Below are 26,583 nucleotides of genomic sequence, written 5' to 3'. Positions count from 1 at the left end.
AATTCCCCAGGTAAGCCGACGATTCACACCGCTTCCACATTATTCATTGCAAAGAAAGCAGCTACCTCTTCCCAGTTGTTTACCCGTTGGTAATCCGTCAGGGGTAAGTTATGCGGCGCGGTAAACAGGAGGGGAGTACCCTTAAAAGAAGCAAGGTTTTTGTCGTGGTCATCAATCATGTAATCTGCCTCCACAATGGTTTTGGAGCCACAGAACACAATATTCCGCCAGCTGATAAAAGGGAAGTGCTCATTCAGCCATTCCAGCTTTTCCGCTAATGACAACGGAAACTCCATTGCTGCTGATACAATAAATACTTCATGATTTTCAGCCAGCGCTTTTACCACTTCCTGGCTGCCTGCCATTACCGGAATGTTCCGGAAAAAACCTGGTTGTCTTAATAAGCGATGGGCTACTCCTTCGCCTAAGGCGCTACCCTCCGGTACGTTATTCATACGCTCCGGGTCTATCACCTCTCCATATTCTTTGGCATACACATCCAGCAGGTGCTGTGTAAGGTCTGCCATTACATTGTCCATATCGATTGCTATTCGTGCCATATTTTGCTGTTTCTTGCAAATTTATGCCATATTTCGCATATTGTTGCAAAATATTTCATAATATTGCATAAAATAGCAAGCGTATGTTGAAAGAGGAAAGGTTGGACTACATCCTGAAAAAGCTGCAAACCGATCATAAAGTGCTGCAAACGGAGCTGAGCAGCGATTTGCAGGTATCTGAAGATACCGTGCGGAGAGACCTCGAATCCCTGGCACAAAATGGGCAACTGATCAAAGTAAGAGGAGGCGCTATCCCGCATTCTCCCAATCCTTACTCTTTCATGGAACGTATCCAGTATCATGAAGACGACAAAAAACAGATGGCCGTTAAAGCGTTGAATTTTCTGCACAACGGACAAACCATTATGTTGGATGGTGGTACTTCCACATTAATGCTCGCGAAATTATTTCCTCCCAACCTGCATATCCGCGTGATCACTAACAGCGTACCTATTTTGGCGCAGCTAATAGAACACCCGGCCATTGAATTGATTTTTACCGGTGGATTAATTGGTAAAGAAGCAAGAACGGCCGGCGGAATGGATACCATCCGCATGATCGAAAAATTGCGGGCAGATATTTGCTTTCTCGGTATTTGTAGTCTGCATCCCGATGCGGGCGTAACCGGGCTGGATATGGGCGAAGCAGATGTAAAAAGCGTCATGATCGCATCCTCTAATAAAAGAGTGGCGTTGGCAACCAGTGATAAAATGGGTACTGCAGAACCTTTCAAGGTATGCGATATCACATTGTTGGATACCATTATCACGGATAATCCAAATCTGCCTTCCTTGAAACCTTATAGTGACCTGGGTATACAGGTAATTTAATCCGTTTAATTTTTATCTTACCGAAGATGTTACAGGATGTATCGATGGTGATGACTAATAAGAGAGCCTCCCGTATTGCGGTAAGTGCTTTATTTTTTCTTACCGGTTTATGTTTTTCCAGCTGGGCTTCCCGGATTCCGGATATCCAGCAAAGTTTGCGCCTCAACGACGCCGGACTGGGTAGTTTATTACTGGCGCTGCCCGTAGGCTCCATCATTGCTTTGCCGTTAACAGGCGTATTGATATCTAAATACAGCAGCCGCCAGGTATTACTGATTGCAGCCGTTGCTTATGCAGCCGTATTGCCTACGCTGGGATTGGCCCACACCGCCTGGGAGCTGAGTATTCTCCTGGTGATCTTTGGCTTTTGTGGCAACATGGCAAATATTTCGGTGAATACGCAGGCTGTTGGTGTGGAAGCAATGTATGGGCGTTCCATCATGGCCTCTTTTCACGGCTTATGGAGTGTAGCTGGTTTCACTGGCGCCGCCATTGGTACGGCTATGGCCGGCTTTCATATGGCTCCTGTGTATCACTTTTTAATTATTGCCGGCATTTCTTGGGCCCTCCTGTTGTTGACCATGAATCATCTGGTATTACGGGTACCTAACGAAAACAAAGTACCGTCGCTGTTTGCAAAGCCGGATAACTTCCTGCTCACGCTGGGTATTATTGCCATGTGTTCTATGATCTGTGAAGGAACTATGTTCGACTGGGGTGGGGTATATTTCAGAAGAGTATTATTAGTGAGAGATGGATTGTCTGGTGCCGGCTATGCCGCGTTCATGAGTACCATGGCCTCCGGACGTTTTATAGCAGATTATCTGACCACAAAATTTGGCGTTAAAAAGATGCTGTTGTTAAGCGGCACACTCACCGCTACCGGCTTAATTGTGGCGGTTATTTTCCCTTACTTCTTCCCCGCGATGTTTGGATTTATGTTAGTAGGAGCGGGTGTTTCTGCTGTGGTACCGCTGGTGTACAGCGCCGCCGGAAAATCCACTACTATCCCGCCCGGTATGGCATTGGCAACCGTATCTACGATCGGTTATATGGGTTTCCTTTTTGGCCCTCCATTGATCGGATTTGTGGCGCAGGCCACCAGCCTGGGTGTTGCCTTCACATTAATTGCAGTGATGGGAGCAGCTATTGCCGTCATGTCTACCAGAATAAAAGTATAATATTTACACAGCCACTGCGCCGTTTATACGGGGCAGTGTGCTGAATGAGATCTCTTCTTCGCGATGATCTATCACCAGCCAGTAAGCATCTTTTTGTAGTATTACCTGTGGCTGCTGCATGCCGGCAAGCGCCGTGAGTAAGACTTCCGGCGAATGATCAAAAGGTATAAATCTTACCAGCGGATGTATGCCCTGGTCATTCAGTGGTGCATCTGTCAATGCTTCTCTTGGTAGAAAGTTCAATTCATTGATGGCCAGTTCCATGGCTACAATTTCCTGCAGATAAGGATTGGTAAGGATTCCAGTATTTATTTGCTGTAGTAAGAATTCACCAAAGAGGGTAATTTCCCGCTTAAATTGTAAATCAGATTTTTGTTGTATCTGCCAGAATGCTTCTGCCTGGGAAACCAGCTCCGGGCCCAGCAAAAAGCAGGTATAGGGAAGCATCGTATAAATAGGGGTGATCCTGTTTACACGATACAGCGTACAACTAACAGACATCCCCGGTTGATGTACCACGGCCTGCAGGCGGGCCTTTTCCCGGTCCGTCAAATCGTATCGCAGGAGTATATCAGTGGGACTGGTACGCATCTGAAGGCATAATTGCGGGGAAGCAATCAGGTCTGTCAAGGCTTTTTGAAAAGATAAGAGTGACATATGTTTCAGGTATGATAGAGGTGCCAGGCTGCTTTCGCCCGGTTAAGTTCGCGTGTAATGCCCTCGAACTGTAACAGGTGAAAGTAGGATTCGTGAAACTCGAAAGTAATGCCGCAAAGATTAGGAACTAACGGTAACGTATAATCGAGTAGTTCCCAAACTGCCGGCGGACAAGGACCTGCGTGAGAATCCGTATACATGCCACCCAGTTCATTACCGCCTGCAATATGAATTTCAATCACTTTGTCCAGTTGTAGTTGTGTGATAAATTCTTTGGGGTCAAAGTGATGATTAACAGCGTTGGTATATACGTTATGAATATCGAGCAAGAGTCCGCAGGACGTGTCATTTGATAGCTCATTCAGAAACGCCGTTTCGCTGAGCTCCTGATCTGGCAGGTCAATGAAGTATACATTGTTTTCCACCAGGAAAGGTGTGGGAATGGCGCGTTTAATGGCATTAATTCTGCCACCGATCATATCCAGCACTTCATAATCGTAAGGTACGGGTACGGCCAGGCCTGCGTTATGCTCTTCCTGTTGATCGTTATGCACTTTTACAAACGACAGGTGATCGCTGTGCCATTTGAATGCATAGCGTTGATGCCATTCTTTCATTTTCTCCAGGTAAGCTTTATCGAAGATGCCGGCGCTGCCAAGGGAGTAGGAGATATTGTGTGACGTTAAGGGATAGTGTGCAGCAATTCTATCCAATACATTCATCCAGGATTCAATTTCTTCAAAACGTTGCGGGCGGCCGCTGCCGCGGTCTGTCCAGAACATATCCGGGATGATTTCCACATAGTCGCAGCTATCCGGACAAGCCTGCAGGTATAATTCAAGCGAAGGGTTGTAAAGCAATCCTACGCCCAGTTGTGGGATGGTTTGCTGATAAAGATGTCCCACTCTGGCAGATGATATAACTTGTGACATGGGAGAAGATTTAGTAACCGTCCCGGTATATACCGGGACGGTTGGACTACATTAATGTTGTGCTGCCACATTTTTAATGATGGCCATTTTATCCAGATCCACTTTAATCACTTCTTCCAGTTTTTCCCGGATGTTGAAGTGTACGCCGGATAAGCAAGCCTGGCAACCACGGGGGTTAATTTGTTTGATCACCATAGACTGTAATTTGGTGATGTCTTCCAGTTTGGTGCCTTTAGGAACGGCAACATCTACGTGACCATTTTCACCGTAGTGAATTTCAGCTGTACGCATGACATGTGTTTTTTGGGGGTGTGTAAAATATTTATTGAAAACAGATAGTAATATTCCCTGTCGGCAGGGCTGTTGTAGTTATAGTGCCAGTCATTTTGGGGTTCAAAACGCAGTGTTTTACTGCGGATAGTAAAGTTAGGAGAATCTGTTGAGAACTAGATAAGTATTTATACGGGAAATGTGGTTAGCAGGAACTACCTGCTAACCGGTAAGTTGATCAGTAAGAGGCTACAGCCCGCTCTATTGCCTGTTGTACAAATTGATTCAGGTTTAAATGCATTTGTTTGGAAGTGTGTATAGCCTTTCGATGAAGCTCTGGAGATATTCTGATATTGAATGATCCTTTGGCGGGTTTAAAAGGTTCTTTATTGGCTTTCTTGCAGAGTTCCAGATAGTCTTCTACAGCTTCTTCAAATGAGGTGTGTAAGTCTTTTACTGTGCTTGCTTCAAAGCTGATCAGATCATCTATTTCTTCAATTTTACCAAAGAATACGTCGTCTTCTGCACTGAAATGAACACTGCCCAGAAAGCCTTTGTATTGCAGCATGCCCTTTTTCTTCATAGTTGTTCGAGTTTTTTTATGATAGGTGCTTATTGCAATTTACTTTCGATTCTTTGTTGTCGCAACTAAATTTTAGTTGCATTATGCTTTATTTCTTACATCTCCAACTGCTTAATCAATCTAAAACTCTTCTCCAATAACTCTTCCAACGTTTTTTCTTCTATTAACAATGTATTCACCTGCAACCGTAAATAGAATTTAGTGGTAACTGCATCCTGCCAGTCTGTGTCTAACGCTATGGAGCCTCCCAATAGGGGATTCGTCAGGTATTGCAGGTAAGGCATTAGCCCGGAAACAATAGAAGTGGGCTTCGCGATAGTGATGAAAGCCTTGTCAAAGTCAGGGTATCCTGTTTTTACCTGGTTAGGATGTAGGCGGCTTAATAAGCCCACCATTTTCCCGTTGTCGAATATTTTTAACCTGTTTTGTTGGGTTGAAATCTCCAGCATTATTACAGTGGTGCCGCCATATTTATAAAACACATTTCTCGGATCATCCTTTGTTCTTCCGGGGGTTAATTTTCCAGTGATTAATTTGGGATAGACAAGTGAGTCAAGGAAATCGTTTTGTGTATTTTCCCATGAGAATGAGCAATTACCAGTTAGTCCCTGATAGTTGATATCAAARGAAAACCTGTAAACAGGTTGTGCATCTGTCCCTTCCACGTATAATGCATTACTGCCGTATTTATTCAAAATGCTTTTCCACGATGACTGAAGTTCCTGCATAACATGAAATCATTTATTTCTCTAAATAACATATATTTTTTATATAAAACTTCGTGTATTTAATCATCTCAGAAAAAAAACTTCCCTCCAAACAAAATTATTTTCGCTTTATAAACTTCAAAACCCGTAACTTTGCACGATTTTTTTGTTCCCTCATACGGCAGGAAAATCAATTTGGTTTTTCATTTTCAATAGATTACACAAATGCCAAAAGACTCATCTATCAAATCTGTTCTCATTATCGGTTCTGGACCCATTATTATTGGTCAGGCTTGCGAATTTGACTATTCYGGTTCCCAGGCAGCACGTTCGCTGCGGGAAGAAGGAATTAAAGTGATATTGATTAATTCCAACCCGGCTACCATCATGACGGATCCTATGATGGCCGATAAGGTTTATTTGCTGCCACTGACCGTGGAAAGCATTGAGCAGATTCTGGAAGAAAACCAGATAGATGCCGTATTACCCACCATGGGAGGGCAAACTGCGCTGAACCTTTGTAAAGAAGTAGACGAACTGGGAATCTGGGAGAAGTTCAATGTTCGCCTGATTGGGGTAGACATTAAAGCGATCGACAAAGCAGAAGATCGTGAACAGTTCCGTCAGTGGATGATCCAACTGGGTATCCCGGTGGCACCCGCCAGAACGGCTAACTCTTTCCTTGAAGGAAAGGAATTTGCACAGGAAATAGGCTTCCCGCTGGTAATCCGTCCTTCCTTTACCCTCGGTGGTACCGGTGGAGGATTTGTACACAGCAAAGAAGACCTGGACGAAGCACTGGACCGCGGTTTGAAAGCTTCTCCTATCCACGAAGTACTGGTTGAAAAAGCAGTACTCGGATGGAAAGAATACGAACTCGAACTGTTGCGTGATAAAAATGATAACGTTGTTATCATCTGTACCGTAGAAAACCTGGACCCAATGGGTATTCACACAGGGGACTCTATCACCGTAGCTCCTGCCATGACCCTGAGCGACACCGCTTTCCAGGACATGCGTAACAAAGCAATGATGATGATGCGCGACCTCGGCAACTTCGCCGGCGGTTGTAACGTACAGTTCTCCCTGAACCCGGAAAATGAAGAACTGATTGCGATCGAGATCAACCCTCGCGTAAGCCGCTCTTCTGCACTGGCTTCTAAAGCAACCGGTTATCCGATTGCAAAAATCGCTGCTAAACTGGCGATTGGTTATACACTGGATGAACTGGAAAACCAGATCACCAGAACTACTTCCGCTTTCTTCGAACCAGCACTGGATTACGTGATCGTAAAAATGCCACGCTGGAACTTCGATAAATTTAAAGGAGCTGACGATACCCTGGGTCTGCAAATGAAATCAGTAGGAGAGGTAATGTCTATCGGACGTACTTTCCCTGAAGCGCTGCAGAAAGCCTGCCAGAGCCTCGAGAACGATGCACTCGGTCTGGGCTACTATGGTAAGTCACTCATGAAGAGCGAGCAACTGATCGAGAAATTAAAGCGTCCAACCTGGGATCGTATATTCCGTATCAAAGATGCTTTGATGGCGGGTGTATCTGTAAAACATATTCATCAGCTGACTTTCATCGATCGTTGGTTCCTGAATCAGATACAGGACATCGTGAACCTGGAAAAGCAATTGCTGGAACATGACCTGGCAAGCGTACCAGTGGAAATGCTGAAGGATGCCAAGAAAATGGGCTTCTCCGATGCACAGCTGTCTATCCTCTTCGGCGATAGTGATGAAGATGAAGTATACGCTAAACGTAAGGAACTGGGCATCACCCGTACTTTCAAAATGGTGGATACCTGCAGTGCGGAGTTTGAAGCAAAAACACCTTACTTCTATTCTACTTTCGATACCGAAAACGAAAGTATCAGAACTGATAAGAAAAAAATCATCGTACTCGGTTCCGGTCCGAATAGAATTGGACAGGGTATTGAGTTCGACTACTGCTGTACACACGGCTTACAGGCTATCCAGGATTGCGGTTATGAAGCGATCATGGTAAACTGTAACCCTGAAACAGTATCTACCGACTTCGATATGGCGGATAAGCTGTACTTCGAGCCGGTGTTCTGGGAGAACCTGTGGGAAATCATCGAGCTGGAAAAACCAGAAGGTGTGATTGTACAACTTGGAGGACAAACAGCGCTGAAACTCGCGAAAAGACTGGAACAGAAAGGAGTGAAGATTATCGGAACTTCTTTCGACAACATGGACATCGCGGAAGATCGTGGCCGTTTCTCTGATATGTTGAAAGACCTGGGTATTCCTTATCCTAAGTATGGTACTGCTTACAATACAGATGATGCCATTGAGGTAGCGAAAGAAGTAGGTTATCCGGTACTGGTGCGTCCTTCCTATGTATTAGGTGGTCAGCGTATGAGAATCGTGATCAACGAAGAAGAGCTGGAAGAATCTGTACTGAGCTTGCTGAGACACTTACCAGGTAACAAAATTTTGATTGATCACTTCCTGGATCGTTGCCAGGAGGCGGAGATAGATGGTATTTTTGATGGTACTGATTTCCATGTAATGGGTGTGATGGAACACATTGAACCAGCAGGTATCCACAGTGGCGATAGCCACGCGTTGCTGCCGGCTTTCAACCTGTCGCCGATTGAAGTAACCACCATGGAATACTATGCAGAAAAGATTGCACGCGCCTTGAACATCAAAGGCCTGATCAACATTCAGTTTGCCATTAAAGATGGTAAAGTGGCGGTGATTGAAGCTAATCCACGTGCATCCCGTACTACACCGTTTATCGCGAAAGCTTACCAGGTACCATATCTCAACATCGCTACCAAAGTGATGATTGGTGCTAATAAGCTGAAGGACTTTACCATTGAAAAGAAACTCACCGGCTTTGCTATCAAAGAACCAGTGTTCTCTTTCAACAAATTCCCTGGCGTAAACAAAGAACTGGGACCAGAAATGAAGTCGACTGGTGAAGCCATCCGCTTTATCAAAGACTTGCGTGATCCTTACTTCAGACAACTGTTTAAAGAAAAGAGCATGTATCTGAGCAAATAGTTTTTAGCTATTTGCAGCAAAATAAAAAAGCCATCGGAGCATTATGCTTCGATGGCTTTTCTTTTATGAACAGATCACTTGTTATCGCTTCTATCTAACAGCTAATTGCTAAAAGCTTATAGCTATAAAAAAACAGAGCCTGATAAAAATCAGGCTCCTTCTTTTCCCTCAAAATAACCATTAAAGACACGACTATTGAATCTGGTAAGATTCAAATAGCGTGACCGGTAATGCAGTTTACAAATAATATTATATTTAAAAGAGATGTTAACTAATCAATAACAGATGAAAATTTCAATAATTCTTTAATGATTGATTATTAATATATTAAATAGTTCGTATTAATTACTAGTTACCTGCTGTTTTTCGCAGTGGGGAGAAAGTTTTCAAGATATCATATATACATACTATTTCATGCATTTAACATTTTTAAAACACTTTGATGCAAATTAAGTGAGAGGTTCGTGATGTCATAAAAGTTAACCCCACATGCATTTTGAATCAACCTTGTTTGTTACGATGTGTTGGAAACGTATTCCTTTTTTACGCATCATTTTACCATTACTGGGCGGAATAAGTTGTCAGCTGTTGCTTCCTTTATCCCCCGTTTTCCTGTTATTATTGACAGGTATCTGTATCTCAGGTTTACTGCTGTTTCGTTTATTGCCGCTACAGTGGCGCTTTGCAATCGGTTGGCTACCGGGTGTATGGATATGCATGCTATTGTTTTGTTGTGGCGGCCTGTTATTGTATAAAGCTGATATCCGCCACCGGCAAGGATTTTTCGGACAATCGGCTACCGATTCTTCGTTGCTTTTATTGCGGGTAAATGAAGCATTACAGGAAAAGGCCCGTTCTTTTAAAACAACGGCCCGGATAATTGCGGTTTATGAACATCATCAATGGATGCCCGTAAAGGGTTATTTGCTGCTTTATTTTGCCCGGGACAGCTCATTGGCTAATATTGATTACGGAGATGAAATAGTGGTCAGGAAGCGCCCTGAAATGATTAAAAACACCGGTAATCCCGGTTCATTTGATTACCAGCAATACTGTGTAACCCAACAGCTTTATCATCAGCTTTACCTGCGCGCGGAAGATTGTTACCGGTTATCCCGCAACAGGGGGAATGTAATCAACCGGTTATTGTTGCAGGCGCAGGGGTATTGTCTTCGTAACCTGAAGCAATATATCGGCAACGGTCCGGAGGCAGGGATGGCCGAAGCATTGCTCATTGGCTATCGTCCGGATCTTGATAAAACGGTGGTGCAGGCGTATAGCAACACCGGCATTGTGCATGTTATTGCTATTTCGGGAATGCACCTGGCCTTGTTGTATGGCACGCTGCTATGGTGTTTGCAATGGTTGCCCGCAAATAAATGGGCGAACATAGGAAAGGCGGTAGTGATCCTGGCGGTGCTATGGGGTTTTGCGTTGCTTACCGGCGCATCTGCGTCTGTATTGCGCTCTGCGGTGATGTTTACAGGGATTACGATGGGGCGTTTTGTGCTGGAAAGATATAGCAGTATTTATAACACGCTGGCAGCATCTGCTACCCTGTTGTTGTGTGCAAACCCTTATCTGGCAGTGGATGCAGGGTTCCAATTGTCTTACCTGGCGGTACTCAGCATTTTACTTTTTTATCAGCCATTGTATGAGCTTTGGGAGATGAAAAGAAAGTGGGCCGATCTTATCTGGCAAATGATGGCCCTGTCTCTCGCAGCTCAGTTAATGACTACACCGGTTAGCCTGTTTTATTTTCATCAGTTCCCTAACTACTTTCTGCCTGCCAACCTGATAGCGGTTCCTTTATCTACCGTAATTATTTATGGAGAAGCTATCCTGTTGTTCCTGGCGCCTTTCCGGCTACCCGCCATATGGTTGGGAACCGGATTGAAATACGCAATTATGTATATGAATGCCTGTGTAAAATGGCTGGGAGAATTACCCTATGCATTGATCACAAATATTGATTGTACCCTGCTGCAAACCACTTGCTTGTACGTAATAATCGCCGCATTGGCAGGGTGGTGGCTACTTAGCTGGAAAACAGGCCGCTGGCTGGCGCTACTGGGTGTATGGGCGTTTCTCGCTGCCCATGCTTACAGAACCACCCGAAGAAACGTCCAATGCAAAATAATTGTTTATAACGTGGCCGGCTATACGGCAATTGATTGCATACAAGGCCGACAGGTGCAATTCGCCGGAGATGACAGTGCCTGGCAACTTCCCGTAGCAGCCACGGCACTGACGGCCGCCAGAAATGAAATAGGTGTACATCCCGGACACCTCAACAGCTTTCAGCAATATGGACACTGTATCAGCTTCCTGGGCAAACGGTTACTAATGATAGATACCGCACTGCCGGCCTATCTCCCGAAAAGAAAATTAAAAGTGAATTATATACTGATAGTGCATAACGCCTTGCAGGATATCAGGCCATTAAACACCTGGTATGAATTTGATACGCTTATTTTTGCGACCTCCAATAGTACACGCCGCATAGAAAAATGGCGCCAGGCCTGCGATACCCTGGGGTGGAAATACTATGCAATTGAAAAGGAAGGAGCTTTTGTGTATAACTTCCCGTAACAGGAAGAATGGCGGAATCAGTAATTAACAGACTATTTAATAGCTGGTTACGTCTGAAAAATGCCGTTTTTAATACCAAATGTGGGCGATAAATGGAAAAATGATTGTTACGTGTTAACTTTGCGCTTCTTTTCGGTTCCAAACCAGGGAGCCTATGTTATTAATTTCTAATGTTTTCCATTCATGCAAAAGCAAATTAAATCCGCTTTGATCTCCGTTTTCTATAAAGATAACCTGGAGAACATTGTTAAAAAGTTAGGTGAACAAGGTGTTACCATCTATTCTACCGGTGGTACGCAAAAATTTATTGAGGACCTGGGCGTGAAGTGTGTGGCAGTTGAAGACCTGACTGCTTATCCTTCTATTTTGGGTGGACGTGTTAAAACCCTGCATCCAAAAGTATTTGGTGGTATTCTCGCTCGTCGTGATAACCCGCAGGACCTGGAACAACTGAAAGAATACCAGATCCCTGAAATTGACCTGGTGATTGTAGACCTGTATCCATTCGAAGAAACAGTAAAGAGCACTACTGTTGAGCAAACCATCATCGAAAAAATTGACATCGGCGGTGTTTCTCTGATCCGCGCAGCTGGCAAAAACTATAAAGATGTAGTGATTGTTGCCTCTAAAGATCAATACGCTGACCTGGAAAAAGTATTAACAGATAACAATGGTGCTACTACCATTGAAGATCGCAGAAGCTTCGCTGCTAAAGCATTTGAAGTATGCGCTCACTATGACGTAGCCATCTCTCAATATTTCCTCAACAACGAACCTGGTGTTAACTTCCAGCTCTCTGTTCCGCAGGGACAGGTAAACCGTTATGGAGAAAACCCACACCAGCGCGGCGTTTTCTACGGCAACCTGGATGAAGTATTCAACAAATTGCACGGTAAGGAATTGTCCTTCAACAACCTGGTAGACGTAGACGCTGCCTGCCAGCTGATCCAGGAGTTTGAAGCCACTACCTTCGCCGTTATCAAGCATACCAACGTTTGCGGTATTGCCTCCCGTAATACCCTGAAAGAAGCCTGGGACGCAGCTTTGGCTGGTGACAAGGAAAGTGCTTTCGGCGGTGTACTGGTAACCAACAAGGTAATCGATAAAACTACCGCTGAATCTATCAGCGAAATTTTCTTCGAAATCCTCATTGCACCTGGATTTGACGCAGATGCACTCACCGTACTGCAAGCGAAAAAGAACCGCATTTTACTGGAACAAAAACAACCAGTGAAAAGCAAATACATGTTCAAAAATGTATTGAACGGTGTATTGCTGCAAGACAGCGATAACGGCAACTACAAAGAATGGAATGAAGTAGGCGCCCGTCCGGCTACACCAGCAGAGAAATCTGACCTGGAGTTTGCCAACATCGTTTGCAAACACCTGAAATCTAACGCCATTGCACTGGTAAAAGACAAACAACTGATCGGTAAAGGTTGCGGACAAACCTCCCGTATCGATGCTTTACGTCATGCTATCGAAAAAGCAGGACAGTTTAGCTTTGACCTGAAAGGCGCTGTGATGGCATCTGATGCTTTCTTCCCATTCAACGACTGTGTAAGCATTGCTCATGAAAACGGTATCAACGCCGTAATCCAGCCAGGTGGTTCCGTAAGAGATAATGACTCCGTAGAGTTCTGCAAAGAACATGATATGGTGATGGTGATGACGGGTATGAGACATTTCAGACACTAATAGTTACTACTAATAGAGATAATGCAGAAAGCGCCGGAATTTTTCTGGCGCTTTCTGCATTAAAACCATCTGATATTCGAAAAAAAACAATAGTATTGTCAGCTTGTAAATCAATATAATTCTAAAAGCTACGCCCCCGTGGTGCATAGCTGTTCCAGATGTCTTTTATTCAACAAAATATCATGCAGGATGCGGATGATGCAGATTTGATCCGGGAGTATAAAACTACCGGCAAACTGGATTTTCTTGCAGCACTTTACCAGCGTTATATGAGCCTGGTATATGGGGTATGCCTGAAATATTTTGATGAAGAAGCCAGTAAGGACGCGGTAATGCAGATCTTTGAGGAACTGATCGGCAAACTGAAACAGCATGAAGTCCAGAATTTTAAAAGCTGGCTCCACGTATTGACCCGCAACCACTGTTTAATGAAGCTGCGGGCCATGAAAAATAAGGAATCACGACAAGTATCAATAGATGATCACCCCGTTGTGGAAAACGAGGAATTAGGGCATCATGAAAACGGAATGACGCTGGAAGACAATCTCCAGAGTATGGAGAAATGTCTGGAAACCTTACCAGAAGAACAAAAACGTAGTGTTGACCTGTTTTATCTGCAGGAAAAAAGCTACCGGGAAGTCAGCGTTATTACCGGATATGACATGAGCAAGGTTAAAAGCTACATCCAGAACGGAAAGCGGAACCTGAAAATATGTATGGAGAAACAAGATGTCTGATAAGCGACCACATATAAAACCGGAAGCCCTCGCCGGCCTCATCCGCCAGTACCTGGCCGGAGAGCTGGACGATAAGGCGATGCACGACCTGGAACGCCAGGCCCTGGACGATCCGTTCCTGGCCGACGCGTTGGAAGGGTATGCAACGCATGCTCCGGAGCAACAGACACACCAGGCAGACCTGGTTTCCCGGTTGGAAGCACGCGTGGCACCCAAAGAAAGCAAGGTGCGTGTGCTGTATTATCGCTGGGCCGCGGCAGCTGCGATCTTATTATTGATGTTTTCTGCCGGTTGGTTCCTCTGGGAACAACAACGGCCTGCACCGATCGCAGGTGTAACTCCTTCGACGGCCACACCCGTACCCGATTCCCAACCACAGGGCGAAAGTACAGTCGTACCACCTGTAGTACCGGCTCCGCCAGCACTGGCCAGCGCCGATCAACACGCTAAAAACGTAATTCCACCCCCTCCGGCAGCCGAACCATCGGTTAAAGTGGATCGCCGGACAATTTCCGCTGCAGATGAGCCCGCGCCAACTCCAGCACCAGCTGCAGCTCCTGTACCTGAGGCCAGAGCTTATAGCCCGGTACCGGCAATTGCTGATAAGTTTGTGGAAAAAGCGCCTGTAACAGCAACTGAAAAGAAAGGACAACTGGAAGAGCACCATAATTATTTTATGCCTCCAGCGGATGCAAAGAAGGATAATCAGGCTTTCTCTGCCAACTTCGATAGCAATAAAAGTTTAAGTGAAGTAGTAATAACTGGCTATAGTACCCAGCGGAAAAAATCTGTTACCGGATCATCATCTATTGTGATTCGTGGAATGAGCACTATTCAGCGCGACAGCGCCAGCAGTGTAGAACGAGCTTTACAGGGAAAAGTGGCAGGTGTACAGGTTACCAATGAAGGAAATACAGATGATGAAGTTACCTATCATGCACCTGCTCCAATAGTAGGAGAAACGGCCTATGACAACTATCTCCGGACCAAAACAGTTAATCCGGATAATAAATACAATGGCACTGTACGTGTATCCTTTACCGTTATGCCGGATGGGTCTCTGCAGGACTTTAAGATTCTCCGTCACCTGAATGATGCCTGTGATGCAGAAGCCATCAGGGTGATCAAAGAAGGACCGGCATGGGCGCCTGCTTCAGACAGAAAACCTGCCAAAGTAAAAGTAAGAGTGAGATTTACGGTGGAAAAAGAGTAAGACTTACTTATTCCGTTCTTTCCATTGCTGGTTAAAGGATTTGGCAGCAAATACGGGTAACTCCCGGTTGTCGCCCCAGCCCTTGGCAAAGAATCGTTTTAGCAGAAAGTTTTTCATTTTACCGCTGGCCATATTCATCATCTTACGACTGCCACAGCCCTGCTTCCATACAAACCAGGCAAATTTTTCACCACCGGAGGTATAGTTTTCTTCCACCGCTTTTTGCCGGTTATGCAGTAACAATTCGTGGAGATTAATGCGCACCGGGCATACCTCGGTACAGTTGCCGCAAAGAGAAGAGGCAAAACTCAAATGCATATACGAATCCATGCCCTTCAGATGTGGCGTAATCACAGAGCCGATTGGACCGCTGTAAGTAGCTGCGTATGTGTGGCCGCCAATGTTTTTGTAAACGGGGCAGGCATTGAGGCAGGAACCGCAACGAATGCAGTACAGGCTTTCGCGGGCAGTGGTATCCTGGAGGATATTGGTACGGCCGTTGTCCATCAGGATTACATACATCTCTTCCGGACCATCTGTTTCTCCTTCCTGGCGTGGGCCGCTAAAAATGCTGTTGTAGGCAGTTACCTGCTGACCAGTGCCGTAAGTAGCTAACAAAGGCCAGAATAGCGCCAGGTCTGCAATAGAAGGTAATACTTTTTCTATCCCTACCAGTACAATATGCGTTTTAGGAAATGCAGTAGTTAAGCGGGCATTCCCTTCATTCTCTGTTACCGCTATCGATCCGGTATCGGCCAGGATGAAGTTGGCGCCAGTAATGCCTATTTCTGCTTCCAGGTACTTATGACGTAATTTTTCGCGGGCTACGAGGGTGAGTTGTTCTGGTGTAAGACCCGGATCTGTACCCAGTTTTTCGGCAAATAAGCGGGCTACATCTTCCTTGCTTTTGTGCATGGCCGGTGTAACAATATGATAAGGCGGTTCCCCGTCCAGTTGTTGTATATATTCTCCCAGGTCAGTTTCTACACATTCAATGCCATTACTTTCCATGAAGGCGTTGAGGTGTACTTCTTCTGTGGCCATGGACTTGCTTTTCACAATGCTTTTACATTGTTTGGCCTGGCAGATGGCCAGTATTTCCTGTTGTACCTGTTCTGCCGTTTCTGCCCAGATTACTTTACCACCGCGGCGGGTAAAGTTTTGCTCGAATTCTTCCAGCAGGTTATCCAGGTGCTCAATAGCTCTCCACTTAATATTTTTGGCGCGTTCTCTCGCGCCGGCGAGATCGGAAAACTGGTGCTTTCCGGCTTTTACAGCCGTATTGTATTTACCTATGTTGAAATTGATCGTCTGCCGGTGTCCCAGGTCAGCCGCCTTTTTTTCACTTTCTTCCAGAAAAGTAGATGCTATTTGATGCATAAGTAAGCAGTGTTCCTAATTAAAGATAGTTAAATCCAAAAACGATTTACTTGTATTCCCCTGCAATTTTATCCAGCACTTCATAAAATTCCGTGCCGTATTTTCTGATCAAAGCATCTTTGAGGAAACGATATACGGGTACCTGCAAGGTTTTACCGTTTTTACAGGCAGGCTTACAAACGTCCCAGCGGTCGTAGTTTACTGCTTCGAATGTTTCGTATTTCTTAATCCGGATAGGGTAAAGATGGCAGGAGATGGGCTTTTTGAAATCCACTATACCATCGTTATAGGCTTTTTCAATGCCGCAGCCTACAATACCATGAGCATCTATGGTGGCATAGGCGCAAATGCCTTTGTTCACAATAGGTGTTACATAACCATATTCATCATCTATGGTATTGGTGCCGGTGCGTTCAATTTCCTGTATGCCTTCTTCCCGCAGGTATGATTTGATTTGCGGATAAATTTTCTTCAGGGTTTTTACTTCTGCTTTTTCGAGCGGAGCGCCGCAATCGCCGGCAACGCAACAGGCGCCTTTGCAGGCAGAGAGGTTGCATACAAACTGCTCTTCAATTATTTCGTCACTTATGTATTTGTCGTCAATGATAATCATCGGGAAACGGTCTTATGCCTGATACAGACAATCTTAATAAGACCACAAAGTTACGGCATTACCAGCTTATCTCCAGCGGAGGGTTTCCACCATATGCCACATATCCTGTTCCAGGAACTTGTATACGGGAGCGAGGGAGTCGGCATTGGGGGTGGCGTCAAAGTAAAGGGCGCCACGGAGAAAATGCTGAACGGAGTCAGTAGCGAAGAACTGTTTGGAAGAAGCAGCATTACCGCCTACTTCGTAAAAGGTGCCATTCACGTTGTTGGGCGTGTGGATCACGTTTTCATCGATGTATTCGGCTTTATAGGTATGCTTATAAGTCATTTTGAAAGCGTCGTCCACCAGTTTACGGTAGGTATTATTGCCGGGGCCGATGATTTTGTAGCTCATATAAATTTTCCCGTTCATGGTAGGGAAGTCTATGTTGATCCAGTAAGGGTTTTCTGGCGCAGCGCCGAAAAAGGAAGTATCCTTTACGATATTGGCATAGGCCGGATATTCGAATGTATAAGGATATTCCGGCATATCGAATTTGCGATAAGATCTTTCCGGGAATTTGATATTGAAATAGCCTCTGGGCTTGGGAGTAGGTACGTTTTCACAGGCTGCCAGCAATAACGTCAGCAGGGAAATGATGGCGAGGGCCTTTCCTTTTAAATGTGGCATTTTTCGGTTATTTAACAGGCGTTATACTTTATCAGCGGCGTCCGGCCTGATGGTTACCTGTACTTTCTGGATGCGCATTTTATTGACTTCCAGTACAGTAAAATCATAGTTATTGTAGTTAATAACGCTGTTTTCTTCCGGAAATTTTCCGGCCAGTTCCAGGATGAGACCACCAAGGGAGTCGCTTTCGCCTTTTACGGTTTCAAAGGCTTCGGGAGGGATGTTCATGATCCGGCAAACGTCATTCAGCATGGTTTTGCCTTCAAATACATAGGTGAAGTTGTCTACTTTATTATAGTTGAATTCTTCTTCATCAAATTCATCTTTGATATCGCCGATTACTTCTTCCATGATGTCCTCCAGGGTAACGATACCGGAGGTACCGCCAAATTCGTCTACCACTACGGCAAAGTGCATGCGGCGGCTTTGGAATTCGGAGAGGAGATCTTCAATGAGTTTATGGCCATGTACAAAGAAAGGCTGCCGCATTACCTCGTGCCAGTCGAAAGATTCGCTTTTATCGAGATGGGGCAGGAGGTCTTTGGTATGGACAACGCCTACTATATTATCCAGGTTGTCTTTGTATACGGGGAGCCGGGAGTAGTGAAGATCGGCTACTCTTTTAACGATGTCGCCAAAGGAGCTGTCGTATTCTACGCCATTCACATCGAGGCGGCCGCGCATAATTTGTTTAACGGTGATGTTGCCAAATTTGAGGATGCCTTTGAGGATATTTTTTTCTTCCTGGGAGGCGGTAGGGTCTACGCTCATTTCGATGGCTTCATCGATTTCCTGGTAGTTGACAGGGCCACTGCCGCGGTGAAACAGGCGGGCTTCAATGCTGCCGCTGAGGCTCACGAAGAAGTCGCTCACAGGTTCCATGGTGGCATGTACCAGGCTTACAAACCAGGCGAAGTAGGTAGCAAAGCGGATATTGTTTTGGGCGGCCCATACCCGTGGGAGTATCTGGCCGAAGAACAGTAAAATGAGGCAAATAGCGGAAATACGCACCACCAGGGATACTACCGGCAATGTTTGCAGGTCTTCCATTTGGGTAACGAGGTAGTTGGTGATCATGATGAAGGCGATCGTCAACAGGATTCCGGCTATTTGTAAGGAAGCCAGGAGTGATTTTGGCTTTTCCAGTAGTTTGGTAATGAGTTTACCGGAGGCATTTTGCCGGGTTTTAAGCACGTTCAGGTCCTTATAGTTTAAGGAAAAGAAAGCTACTTCTGCCCCGGATACGATGAAAGTAAGCAGCAGCAGTACAAATATAACCAGCAGGAACACCACCACGTTAGGGGTGCCAATGGGAGTGCTGGCTTGTAAAAAATAGGATACGTTGCTTGCCGAAAGGATGCCCAAGATGTTCAACTTTGATGTAAATAATCAAAAAATAAGGGGAAAGAAATTCATGGAATTACTTTCCCTGCACGCAAATATAAGTAATGTCCCTATACGGGATTACGTGCGTACGAAACTTAATATTTTTTTGCAACTAGAACGGCAGATCGTCTGCTGGTTCATTCAATGAAGGGGGGATTTCCATTCCGGGGAAACTTTCTCCACTGCCTGAGCCTGTACTGCTATGGTGAGGTATGGGGTGATCTTGGCTATTGAGGTCCATGCGTTTATCCAGCATAACCAGGTTGTCTCCTACAACTTCAGTGGCAAATTTTTTATTGCCTTCTTTGTCTTCCCAGCTGCGGGTGCGTAAACGGCCTTCAATATAAACAAGACTGCCTTTGTGCAGGTATTTCTGCGCGAGTTCGGCCAATCCCCGCCAAAGCACCACCGTATGCCACTCTGTTTGTGAAATGAGCTTGCCGGCTMTGTCTTTGAACGTTTCAGTAGTTGCCAGTGAAAATTTGGCCACTGCGATATTTCCTTCCAGAAACTGTACATCCGGATCTCTGCCCAAATTGCCTATCAGGATTACTTTATTAACACCTCTCATAGTTGTAGGTTTTTTTAGTCTATTGTTAAAAAGTTCTTCTTTTAATAAATAAACAACCTTCTTAAAGTTAATATTTTTTTCCAATCGATAGGGAAAAATTTCTTACTGGCAGCCGATTGAGGCGGATTTTATCATTAGCAACTATTACTGAAGTGGCTTAGCGCTTAATGTATATTTTTAATCTCTATGCGTGTTACCTAAAATAATTGTAAGTGATTGCTTTCCAGGAAGGTGGTAATTGTTTTCGGGAAAGCGTAGTTATTCAGGCTGTTTCTCGCTACCAGCGTGTATCCCGGCAGGTCGGGTTTTTTCTTCACGATGATACTAATGAATTGGCTATGAATGGTTTGATGTGTCAGCTGTTGTTTAAAGGGAGCTGACACGCGGTCTATTTTAATAGCGATGTTGCCAAAGTACTGTTGAAAAGCTTCGGATGACTGAATGGCGGTGATATCGGAGGGTGTTGGTGTTTCTATCAGCAGAAATTCGTGCAGGTTCTGCCAGATATCGCTGTCTGTTCTTTTCCGGATGAAGAGTTGGTCTTTGTAATGGACCAGCAGGTAGTTGAAATACCTTTTTTTGATCTGTAGTTTTTTAGTTTTTACCGGGAGAAGGGGAATGAGTTGTTGGTGATAAGCTACACATTTTTTCCGGAGGGGGCAGTCGTCGCACAGGGGTTGCTGTGGTTTGCACACCACAGCGCCGAAGTCCATGATACTCTGATTGTATTCAGCAGAAGCGCCTGTAGGCAGGAGTTCCTGGGCAAGGGTATCGAATTGTTTTTTGCCGGCGGTGCTGTCAATTGGGGTATCGATGCCAAAGAAGCGGGAGAGGACGCGGAATACGTTGCCATCCAGCACGGCGTAGGGCAGGTTGAAGGCAAAGGAGGCGATGGCGGCGGCGGTGTAAGGGCCGATGCCTTTCAATGCTTTGATCTGTTCGTACTGGTCCGGGAACTTACCGTGATAGGTGTTGGTAATTTCGCGGGCGGCGGCCAGCATATTTTTACAGCGGGCGTAATAGCCGAGTCCCTGCCATAAACGGAACACTTCCTCTTCGGGTGCGGCGGCCAGTTTAGTGACGTCGGGGTAGTGTTGAATGAAGCGCTCATAGTATGGCCAGCCTTGCTCCACGCGGGTTTGCTGGAGAATGATTTCAGACAGCCAGATGCGGTATGGATTTTTTTCACCCTTCCAGGGCATGTTGCGGGTATTCATCTCCCGGTTCCAGTCCAGTAATTTTTCGGTAAAAAAATGTCGGGGTGATATCATTTATATATTATTTTAATAAAATTATTTAGTATATTGATATGGCAAAAGCTGTACAAAACCCTATAAGGTACAACAGATACCCATTTCCGGGCCTGCAAATAAATATAATTTATCGCCAATACCAGTTATAAGAAAAAATGATAAAATTTATTTGCTTAAAATTCAGCAATTAGAATTTTTAAATTAACTTTGAGAGTAAAGTAATCCTCTCGCTTTCATATGAGAAAAGCTGATTTAATTAACAACATTGCTGAAAAAACCGGCATCCCCAAAGTCGATGTGTTAGTCACACTCGAGGCTATGTTCAAAGAGGTAAAAGAAGCACTTGCAAACGGAGAACACATTTATATCCGTGGGTTTGGTTCTTTTATCACTAAGAAAAGAGCAGCCAAGATTGGGCGTAACATCAAGAAGAACGTAGCTGTGGAGATCCCTGAGCACTTTATTCCGGCATTTAAACCTTCGAAAGAATTTGTTGCTGAGGTAAAGAAGCTTAAAAGTTCTTAATTTTGCAGCCTAATATTTTAGGCGATGCAAAAAACACAAGTTCTTCTGGTGGGTGCTGCGGTAGCACTATTGGTGATATTATTCGCCTTTGGCCGTACTGTGCCCCGGTCAGAAAAGAAACCTATGTCATCTGGCGCCCCTATGCAGGGCGGACAGGAGGTGGAACCTATTGCCTTCTCTGAACTGCTCACCACAGCCAAAGGAAAAATTCCTGCTGAGAAACTTTTACAGGTTAATACAATTGAAACAAATGTTATTCGTGGAGATGTAAAACTCCAGAAGATAGCCGCGTACCAGCAATTGTACAACACCTGGGACAGCCTCAACCAGCTGCCCGTAGCCGCATATTATCTTGGCGAAGCCGCTAAGTTGGAAAATTCCGAAAAAAGCCTCACCTTTGCAGCCAATTTATTTTTAGCCCACTTGCAACACGCAGAAGATCCGCGTATTGCGAAATGGGAAGCCCAGCAAGCAATTACCTTGTTTGACCAGGCAATACAATTGAACCCAGCAAACGACACACTGAAAATATCGCAGGCCATGGTGTACATGAACACCGGCGAACCGATGACAGGCGTGGCCAAGCTGAGAGAAGTAGTGGCTGAACACCCTGATAATATAGATGCACAGGTTACTTTAGCGAACCTCGCTATTACATCAGGTCAGTACGATAAAGCTATCGAAAGACTGGAAGGCGTTGCGAAGAAACACCCGGATAATGCGAAAGTATTATTTGTGCTGGCAGAATCGTACCGGAGCAAAGGAGATAAAAAGAAAGCAATTGAACTGTTTGAGAAAAGTAAACAACTCATGAGCGATCCGGAACTGAAGAAAGAGGTAGATAGCTACATTAAAAGTATTCAATAATATTATTTTTCAATCATTTAAAAACGTATCAGCGTATGCCTTGCGGTAAGAAAAGAAAAAGACATAAAATTGCCACTCACAAGCGTAAAAAAAGACTGAGAAAGAACCGGCATAAAAGTAAGAAGAAATAATTACTCCAGTTTCCCGCCATTTATACTAACATGGTATTCTCCCGGCGCGGTGGTCGGATAAAAATTTTCATATATCCTGCATGATTCTAGCATTTACTTCTTAAATTGCTATAGTCATGCAGGTTGTTTCCATAGATCCCGCAATTGAATTCTCCGGACATTACCTGCAGTGATCGCTGAACCCTTAAGCAATCCATTCATCACACTACGTGAAGAAATACGCTAACTTTATGGTGAGCTATTGTTTTGGTATGCAGTAAGCTGTTCTTACTTAATAGCCGTGTGCATAGCATAAAGGTGAAGTTTTAAAGGTTAAAATTTTGGACGCTTGAATAAGGAACTTATTATAAATGCGGCTCCTACAGGGGTGGAAATTGCGTTACTGGAAGATAAGAAGCTGGTGGAATTGCATCACGAAAGTGGCAATCCTAACTTCTCAGTAGGCGATTTGTACCTGGGCAAGGTTAAAAAGCTGATACCCGGCTTAAATGCTGCATTTGTGGACGTTGGCTTCGAAAAAGATGCCTTCTTACATTACACGGATCTAAGCCCCTATATCCGCTCTATTCTTAAATTTACTGCAATGGCCATCAGCGATAAAACGCCCGAAGGCTTTGATTTCACTAAGTTTAAAAATGAACCGGAAATAGTTAAGACCGGTAAAATTACAGACGTACTCGGAGGAAAACCTAATATCCTCGTACAAATTCTCAAAGAACCCATTTCTTCTAAAGGCCCCCGCCTTAGCTGCGAAATCTCTTTACCCGGAAGGTTTATAGTGTTAACACCCTTTAATGATATTGTTGCGGTTTCTAAAAAAATCCACTCCTCCGAAGAAAGAAAAAGATTGCAGAAAATCGTGGAAGCTATCAAAACGCCCAACTTTGGCGTTATTGTACGCACCGCCGCAGAAGGAAAGAAAACTGCAGAATTACACGAAGATCTGACTACCCTCGTTCAAACCTGGAAAAATATCCAGGCGAATCTCAGCAGTGGCGTTGCCCCGCAAAAGATCCTGAGCGAACAAACCAAAACGGCCAGTATCCTCCGTGATCTGCTTAATGAGAGCTTTAACCGTATAGTCGTTAACGATAAAAATATATATACAGACACCAAAACGTATATCCAAAAGATTGCGCCCGAAAAGTCTGATATCGTTAACTACTACAATAACGGATCTCCCATCTTCGATAACTTCGGCATCACCCGTCAGGTAAAGGCTTCTTTCGGTAAAACCGTGAACCTCGACAGCGGCGTATACCTCATTATTGAAGCCACTGAAGCGCTGCACGTGATAGACGTGAACAGCGGATATAAAAGCTCCAGCAACAACCAGGAACAAAATGCCCTCGCATCCAACCTGGAAGCAGCAGCTGAAATTGCCCGCCAGCTCCGCCTGCGCGATCTGGGCGGTATCATTATCATTGATTTCATTGATATGAAACTGCCGGAAAACAAAAAAGCCATATTCGAAGCCATGGAGAAATTTATGGCCCAGGATAGAGCAAAACATACCATCTTACCAATATCGAAGTTTGGCCTCATGCAAATTACCCGCCAACGGGTAAAACCAGAGATCACCATCTCCGTAGCGGAAGATTGCCCTACTTGCCGGGGAACAGGCAAAATCGGCGCTTCCATGCTGATTCTGGAAGACATCGAAAAGAACCTGCAATACCTGCTGAATCATCAGCACAAAGGATTGACCATCCGCACACATCCTATACTGTATGCTTACCTTACCAAAGGATTCCTGGTATCCAAACAATGGAAGTGGTACTTCCAGTATAAAAAATGGATCAAATTAAGAGCTGACTCCAACTACCATCTTACTGAATATCGTTTCTTCGACGCCAATGATGAAGAAATTAAGTTATAAAAGAAAAAGGCCTCCGCATCAACGGGGGCCTTTTTCTTTATAATCACTAGAACCGATAATCGTCTCGCGCCGGACTGAAACTGTCTATGATTTTGCAATTTGTCAGCGCACGGCCGCCATGCGGCGTATTGGGCGGAATCACCAGGGTATCAAATTGCTCCAACACGTATTTTCTTCCATCCAGAAACATTTCAAAACTCCCCTCCGCCACATAAGTGATCTGCTCATGCGGATGCTCATGAATAGGCGATTCCGAGCCAGCAATGATCTCCCAGAAAGCCAGGGTACTTTTACTACCATGCACAAAACGGCCATAGTGGCCGGCAATCGTATTTTTTACCGGAATTTCATCTAAAGACGCAGGTTTGGTCATATTATAAGGTTTTGACTTTAAATATAGCAGATTTAATAATGAAGAGAAAACAACATTTTACTAAAAGCTAACAGTTGCTAATGCTATATATTTCATACATTTACGCCATAAATACCCTTATAATCCCAATTGTAATTGTCATGTTTGTTTAAGCAAATAAATACCTCTATTACGCATATGACTATACGTTTTTATTCCTTACTCGCCTTACTGTCGCTGATCATCTTCGCTGCCTGTCAGCAACAAAGTGGCTCCCGCAAGAAAACAAAGGCAAGAGATACCTCTCACTATACCAAACAGGCGTATATTGAACAGACTATCGACAGCAACTTTGTGAATCAGTTCCTGCAATCCCACAAAGCTTATGATGCGTACGATGAATATATCCTCAACTTCTATCGCAAACGCGACTTTCACTACGCCTGGATTAATAAAGACGGGCTTACCGAGCAGGCCAGCAACTTTATTAATATGATGAAGAACGATGCCGCCTATGGTATCAAAGACAGCAGTCTGATGACTCCTGACCTGCAACAACTCACAGATACCCTGCTGGTAAGTGATGTAGGCCTCAAACCTGGAGATCCGGTGATTCCCCGCGTGGAAATGCTGCTCACTTCCCAATTCTTCGCCTATGGTAATAAAGTATGGGGTGGCTTAACCGCCGATTCTGCCAAAGACCTGGAATGGTTTATTCCCCGCAAGAAAATAGATATGGAAAGCCTGCTGGACTCTATGGTAGGGAAAAAGAATAATGCTTTTGAAGATGATGAGCCAGTCAACCACCAGTACATCCTGCTACGGCAACAGCTGAAGAAGTTTGCCAAACTGGAAGCTGGTAGCAAATGGGATTCTATCCGCACTACGCAAAAGAGTTTCAAAAAAGGCGATTCTTCTGCTGTGATTGCGGAAGTAAAATACCGCCTGGAAGCCTTTGGCGACCTTCCCGGAACAGATAGCAGCAAACGCTTTACCGCTGCACTGGATACCGCCGTTCGTAATTTTCAGAACAGGATGGGCATCAAAGAAGATGGTACTATCAACAAAAATGTATTAGACGCCCTTAATACGCCACTGCAGGACCGTATTAAGAAAATACTGCTGAATATGGAACGCCTCCGCTGGGTACCCATAGAGCCTACTACAGACTACATTCTTGTAAATATCCCGCAGTTTAAAATGCATGTTTACGATAAAGGGAAACTGGCCTGGAGCTGCAATGTGGTAGTCGGAAAGCCCGGTGCCAGCACGGTCATATTCACCAAAGAGCTGCGTTATATTGTATTCAGTCCTTATTGGAATGTACCTCCGGGGATATTGGCGAAAGAAGTATTACCCGGCCTGAAACGTAGTGGTAACGGCTATCTGGCCAGACAAAACATGGAAATTGTAGGCGCCAGCGGAAAAACCATCTCTCCTGGGTCTATTAATTTCAGCAAATATTCCGGCGGTAATTTCCCGTATGTAGTAAGACAAAAACCTGGTGGAAAGAACTCATTAGGCAAAGTGAAATTCCTGTTCCCCAACGAATACAATATTTATTTACATGATACGCCTGCCCGCTACCTGTTTGGTGAAAACAAACGCTCTTTCAGCCACGGTTGTATCAGGGTAGCAGAGCCTAAGCATCTGGCGCAATGGCTGCTCCGTGATGATGCCAGCTGGACAGAACAGAAAATTGATGATGCGATGAACGCCGGCAAAGAAAAGTATATTACAATAAAAGATAAGGTGCCGGTATTTATTGTGTATTTCACTGCTTTTGTAGATAGCAATGGCCAATTGAATTTCAGGGACGACGTGTATGGACACGATGCTAAACTGGCTACTTCCCTGTTTGGAAAATAGCAGAAAGCAGAAAGCAAAAAGCTATTGTAGCGGGTAACCATGGCGGATATTAATACGCTTTGATCATTCGCTACAATAGCTTTTTG

24 protein-coding genes are annotated in these 26,583 nt (G+C 44.6%); 11 read left to right on the top strand and 13 right to left on the bottom strand.

The genetic code is table 11. The features are described 5' to 3' along the window. Positions 1-23 precede the first annotated feature (23 nt). The gene (locus tag AC1DFM_RS14190) at positions 24-560 is read right to left on the bottom strand and encodes a 5' nucleotidase, NT5C type (protein WP_477077389.1); all 537 of its coding nucleotides are present in this window, start codon (positions 558-560) and stop codon (positions 24-26) included. An 83-nt stretch (positions 561-643) separates the two neighbouring features. Between AC1DFM_RS14190 and AC1DFM_RS14185 the strand changes: the two genes are divergently transcribed. Further along, positions 644-1,390: a DeoR/GlpR family DNA-binding transcription regulator gene (locus AC1DFM_RS14185; protein WP_477077388.1), complete on the top strand. Its 747-nt coding sequence runs from the start codon at positions 644-646 to the stop codon at positions 1,388-1,390. Between the two features lie 26 nt (positions 1,391-1,416). Then, positions 1,417-2,571: an MFS transporter gene (locus AC1DFM_RS14180; protein ID WP_477077387.1), complete on the top strand. Its 1,155-nt coding sequence runs from the start codon at positions 1,417-1,419 to the stop codon at positions 2,569-2,571. Between the two features lie 3 nt (positions 2,572-2,574). On the opposite strand, the gene AC1DFM_RS14175 is transcribed toward AC1DFM_RS14180, so the two are convergent. The 5 genes from AC1DFM_RS14175 to AC1DFM_RS14155 all read right to left on the bottom strand — a co-directional run bounded on the left by AC1DFM_RS14175 (position 2,575) and on the right by AC1DFM_RS14155 (position 5,741). Further along, positions 2,575-3,228 carry a hypothetical protein gene (locus tag AC1DFM_RS14175; RefSeq protein ID WP_477077386.1) on the bottom strand — a complete coding sequence of 218 codons (654 nt, stop codon included), beginning with the start codon at positions 3,226-3,228 and terminating at the stop codon, positions 2,575-2,577. Between the two features lie 5 nt (positions 3,229-3,233). Beyond that, positions 3,234-4,160 (bottom strand): MbnB/TglH/ChrH family RiPP precursor modification enzyme, encoded by a 927-nt coding sequence (locus AC1DFM_RS14170; RefSeq protein ID WP_477077385.1) that lies wholly within the window; start codon positions 4,158-4,160, stop codon positions 3,234-3,236. A gap of 51 nt (positions 4,161-4,211) precedes the next feature. After that, a complete protein-coding gene (locus AC1DFM_RS14165) occupies positions 4,212-4,451 on the bottom strand; it encodes a hypothetical protein (protein WP_477077384.1) in 240 nt (79 codons plus the stop codon). A gap of 217 nt (positions 4,452-4,668) precedes the next feature. Further along, positions 4,669-5,013: a type II toxin-antitoxin system HicB family antitoxin gene (locus tag AC1DFM_RS14160; protein WP_477077383.1), complete on the bottom strand. Its 345-nt coding sequence runs from the start codon at positions 5,011-5,013 to the stop codon at positions 4,669-4,671. A gap of 95 nt (positions 5,014-5,108) precedes the next feature. Next, positions 5,109-5,741 (bottom strand): hypothetical protein, encoded by a 633-nt coding sequence (locus AC1DFM_RS14155; protein ID WP_477077382.1) that lies wholly within the window; start codon positions 5,739-5,741, stop codon positions 5,109-5,111. A 204-nt stretch (positions 5,742-5,945) separates the two neighbouring features. Between AC1DFM_RS14155 and carB the strand changes: the two genes are divergently transcribed. The 5 genes from carB (at position 5,946) to AC1DFM_RS14130 (ending at position 15,002) form a co-directional block, all read left to right on the top strand. Next, entirely contained in the window at positions 5,946-8,762 is a 2,817-nt protein-coding gene (gene carB, locus AC1DFM_RS14150; protein WP_477077381.1) for a carbamoyl-phosphate synthase large subunit, read from the top strand. A gap of 489 nt (positions 8,763-9,251) precedes the next feature. Further along, positions 9,252-11,354: a ComEC/Rec2 family competence protein gene (locus AC1DFM_RS14145; protein ID WP_477077380.1), complete on the top strand. Its 2,103-nt coding sequence runs from the start codon at positions 9,252-9,254 to the stop codon at positions 11,352-11,354. A gap of 183 nt (positions 11,355-11,537) precedes the next feature. Then, positions 11,538-13,052, top strand: a complete 1,515-nt coding sequence (gene purH, locus AC1DFM_RS14140; RefSeq protein WP_477077379.1) for a bifunctional phosphoribosylaminoimidazolecarboxamide formyltransferase/IMP cyclohydrolase — start codon at positions 11,538-11,540, stop codon at positions 13,050-13,052. A 158-nt stretch (positions 13,053-13,210) separates the two neighbouring features. Continuing rightward, a complete protein-coding gene (locus AC1DFM_RS14135) occupies positions 13,211-13,789 on the top strand; it encodes an RNA polymerase sigma factor (protein ID WP_477077378.1) in 579 nt (192 codons plus the stop codon). After that, positions 13,782-15,002 carry an energy transducer TonB gene (locus AC1DFM_RS14130; protein ID WP_477077377.1) on the top strand — a complete coding sequence of 407 codons (1,221 nt, stop codon included), beginning with the start codon at positions 13,782-13,784 and terminating at the stop codon, positions 15,000-15,002. The genes AC1DFM_RS14135 and AC1DFM_RS14130 overlap by 8 nt, the downstream gene beginning before the upstream one ends. Positions 15,003-15,005: 3 nt before the next feature. Here AC1DFM_RS14130 and AC1DFM_RS14125 read toward each other — a convergent pair whose 3' ends face one another. The 6 genes from AC1DFM_RS14125 to mutY all read right to left on the bottom strand — a co-directional run bounded on the left by AC1DFM_RS14125 (position 15,006) and on the right by mutY (position 20,892). After that, the gene (locus AC1DFM_RS14125) at positions 15,006-16,382 is read right to left on the bottom strand and encodes a LutB/LldF family L-lactate oxidation iron-sulfur protein (RefSeq protein WP_477077376.1); all 1,377 of its coding nucleotides are present in this window, start codon (positions 16,380-16,382) and stop codon (positions 15,006-15,008) included. A gap of 46 nt (positions 16,383-16,428) precedes the next feature. Next, positions 16,429-16,995 (bottom strand): DUF3109 family protein, encoded by a 567-nt coding sequence (locus AC1DFM_RS14120; RefSeq protein WP_477077375.1) that lies wholly within the window; start codon positions 16,993-16,995, stop codon positions 16,429-16,431. A gap of 66 nt (positions 16,996-17,061) precedes the next feature. After that, positions 17,062-17,664, bottom strand: a complete 603-nt coding sequence (gene gldD, locus AC1DFM_RS14115; protein ID WP_477077374.1) for a gliding motility lipoprotein GldD — start codon at positions 17,662-17,664, stop codon at positions 17,062-17,064. Between the two features lie 21 nt (positions 17,665-17,685). Further along, a complete protein-coding gene (gldE, locus tag AC1DFM_RS14110; protein ID WP_477077373.1) occupies positions 17,686-19,029 on the bottom strand; it encodes a gliding motility-associated protein GldE in 1,344 nt (447 codons plus the stop codon). Between the two features lie 133 nt (positions 19,030-19,162). Next, entirely contained in the window at positions 19,163-19,621 is a 459-nt protein-coding gene (locus AC1DFM_RS14105; protein ID WP_477077372.1) for a single-stranded DNA-binding protein, read from the bottom strand. Between the two features lie 197 nt (positions 19,622-19,818). Further along, entirely contained in the window at positions 19,819-20,892 is a 1,074-nt protein-coding gene (gene mutY, locus AC1DFM_RS14100) for an A/G-specific adenine glycosylase (RefSeq protein WP_477077371.1), read from the bottom strand. Positions 20,893-21,111: 219 nt separating this feature from the next. Here mutY and AC1DFM_RS14095 point away from each other — a divergent pair, with 219 nt between their 5' ends. The 3 genes from AC1DFM_RS14095 to AC1DFM_RS14085 all read left to right on the top strand — a co-directional run bounded on the left by AC1DFM_RS14095 (position 21,112) and on the right by AC1DFM_RS14085 (position 24,276). Beyond that, positions 21,112-21,399 carry an HU family DNA-binding protein gene (locus tag AC1DFM_RS14095; RefSeq protein ID WP_073084475.1) on the top strand — a complete coding sequence of 96 codons (288 nt, stop codon included), beginning with the start codon at positions 21,112-21,114 and terminating at the stop codon, positions 21,397-21,399. Between the two features lie 24 nt (positions 21,400-21,423). After that, a complete protein-coding gene (locus tag AC1DFM_RS14090; RefSeq protein ID WP_291925496.1) occupies positions 21,424-22,266 on the top strand; it encodes a tetratricopeptide repeat protein in 843 nt (280 codons plus the stop codon). Positions 22,267-22,725: 459 nt separating this feature from the next. Beyond that, the gene (locus AC1DFM_RS14085; protein WP_477077370.1) at positions 22,726-24,276 is read left to right on the top strand and encodes an Rne/Rng family ribonuclease; all 1,551 of its coding nucleotides are present in this window, start codon (positions 22,726-22,728) and stop codon (positions 24,274-24,276) included. A gap of 46 nt (positions 24,277-24,322) precedes the next feature. Here AC1DFM_RS14085 and AC1DFM_RS14080 read toward each other — a convergent pair whose 3' ends face one another. Then, positions 24,323-24,649 (bottom strand): cupin domain-containing protein, encoded by a 327-nt coding sequence (locus AC1DFM_RS14080; protein ID WP_477077369.1) that lies wholly within the window; start codon positions 24,647-24,649, stop codon positions 24,323-24,325. 177 nt (positions 24,650-24,826) lie between these two features. On the opposite strand from AC1DFM_RS14080, the gene AC1DFM_RS14075 reads away from it, so the two are divergent. Continuing rightward, positions 24,827-26,497 carry a L,D-transpeptidase family protein gene (locus AC1DFM_RS14075; protein WP_477077368.1) on the top strand — a complete coding sequence of 557 codons (1,671 nt, stop codon included), beginning with the start codon at positions 24,827-24,829 and terminating at the stop codon, positions 26,495-26,497. The last annotated feature ends 86 nt before the right edge of the window (positions 26,498-26,583 follow it).

The organism is Chitinophaga sp. 05T412 (genome assembly GCF_056396465.1).
The sequence above is the reverse complement of the archived record's forward strand: the minus strand, read 5'-3'. Positions and strand labels throughout refer to the sequence as shown.

Excerpts from the sequence above, each read along its gene's own strand:
- AC1DFM_RS14080 (WP_477077369.1), bottom strand. The coding sequence starts at position 24,649 with ATGACCAAACCTGCGTCTTTAGATGAAATTCCGGTAAAAAATACGATT.
- AC1DFM_RS14125 (WP_477077376.1), bottom strand. The coding sequence starts at position 16,382 with ATGCATCAAATAGCATCTACTTTTCTGGAAGAAAGTGAAAAAAAGGCG.
- AC1DFM_RS14075 (WP_477077368.1), top strand. The coding sequence starts at position 24,827 with ATGACTATACGTTTTTATTCCTTACTCGCCTTACTGTCGCTGATCATC.
- AC1DFM_RS14090 (WP_291925496.1), top strand. The coding sequence starts at position 21,424 with ATGCAAAAAACACAAGTTCTTCTGGTGGGTGCTGCGGTAGCACTATTG.
- purH (WP_477077379.1), top strand. The coding sequence starts at position 11,538 with ATGCAAAAGCAAATTAAATCCGCTTTGATCTCCGTTTTCTATAAAGAT.
- AC1DFM_RS14135 (WP_477077378.1), top strand. The coding sequence starts at position 13,211 with ATGTCTTTTATTCAACAAAATATCATGCAGGATGCGGATGATGCAGAT.
- gldD (WP_477077374.1), bottom strand. The coding sequence starts at position 17,664 with ATGCCACATTTAAAAGGAAAGGCCCTCGCCATCATTTCCCTGCTGACG.
- AC1DFM_RS14185 (WP_477077388.1), top strand. The coding sequence starts at position 644 with ATGTTGAAAGAGGAAAGGTTGGACTACATCCTGAAAAAGCTGCAAACC.
- AC1DFM_RS14165 (WP_477077384.1), bottom strand. The coding sequence starts at position 4,451 with ATGCGTACAGCTGAAATTCACTACGGTGAAAATGGTCACGTAGATGTT.
- AC1DFM_RS14145 (WP_477077380.1), top strand. The coding sequence starts at position 9,252 with ATGCATTTTGAATCAACCTTGTTTGTTACGATGTGTTGGAAACGTATT.
- AC1DFM_RS14180 (WP_477077387.1), top strand. The coding sequence starts at position 1,417 with ATGTTACAGGATGTATCGATGGTGATGACTAATAAGAGAGCCTCCCGT.
- AC1DFM_RS14160 (WP_477077383.1), bottom strand. The coding sequence starts at position 5,013 with ATGAAGAAAAAGGGCATGCTGCAATACAAAGGCTTTCTGGGCAGTGTT.
- AC1DFM_RS14095 (WP_073084475.1), top strand. The coding sequence starts at position 21,112 with ATGAGAAAAGCTGATTTAATTAACAACATTGCTGAAAAAACCGGCATC.
- mutY (WP_477077371.1), bottom strand. The coding sequence starts at position 20,892 with ATGATATCACCCCGACATTTTTTTACCGAAAAATTACTGGACTGGAAC.
- AC1DFM_RS14190 (WP_477077389.1), bottom strand. The coding sequence starts at position 560 with ATGGCACGAATAGCAATCGATATGGACAATGTAATGGCAGACCTTACA.
- AC1DFM_RS14130 (WP_477077377.1), top strand. The coding sequence starts at position 13,782 with ATGTCTGATAAGCGACCACATATAAAACCGGAAGCCCTCGCCGGCCTC.
- AC1DFM_RS14175 (WP_477077386.1), bottom strand. The coding sequence starts at position 3,228 with ATGTCACTCTTATCTTTTCAAAAAGCCTTGACAGACCTGATTGCTTCC.
- AC1DFM_RS14120 (WP_477077375.1), bottom strand. The coding sequence starts at position 16,995 with ATGATTATCATTGACGACAAATACATAAGTGACGAAATAATTGAAGAG.
- AC1DFM_RS14170 (WP_477077385.1), bottom strand. The coding sequence starts at position 4,160 with ATGTCACAAGTTATATCATCTGCCAGAGTGGGACATCTTTATCAGCAA.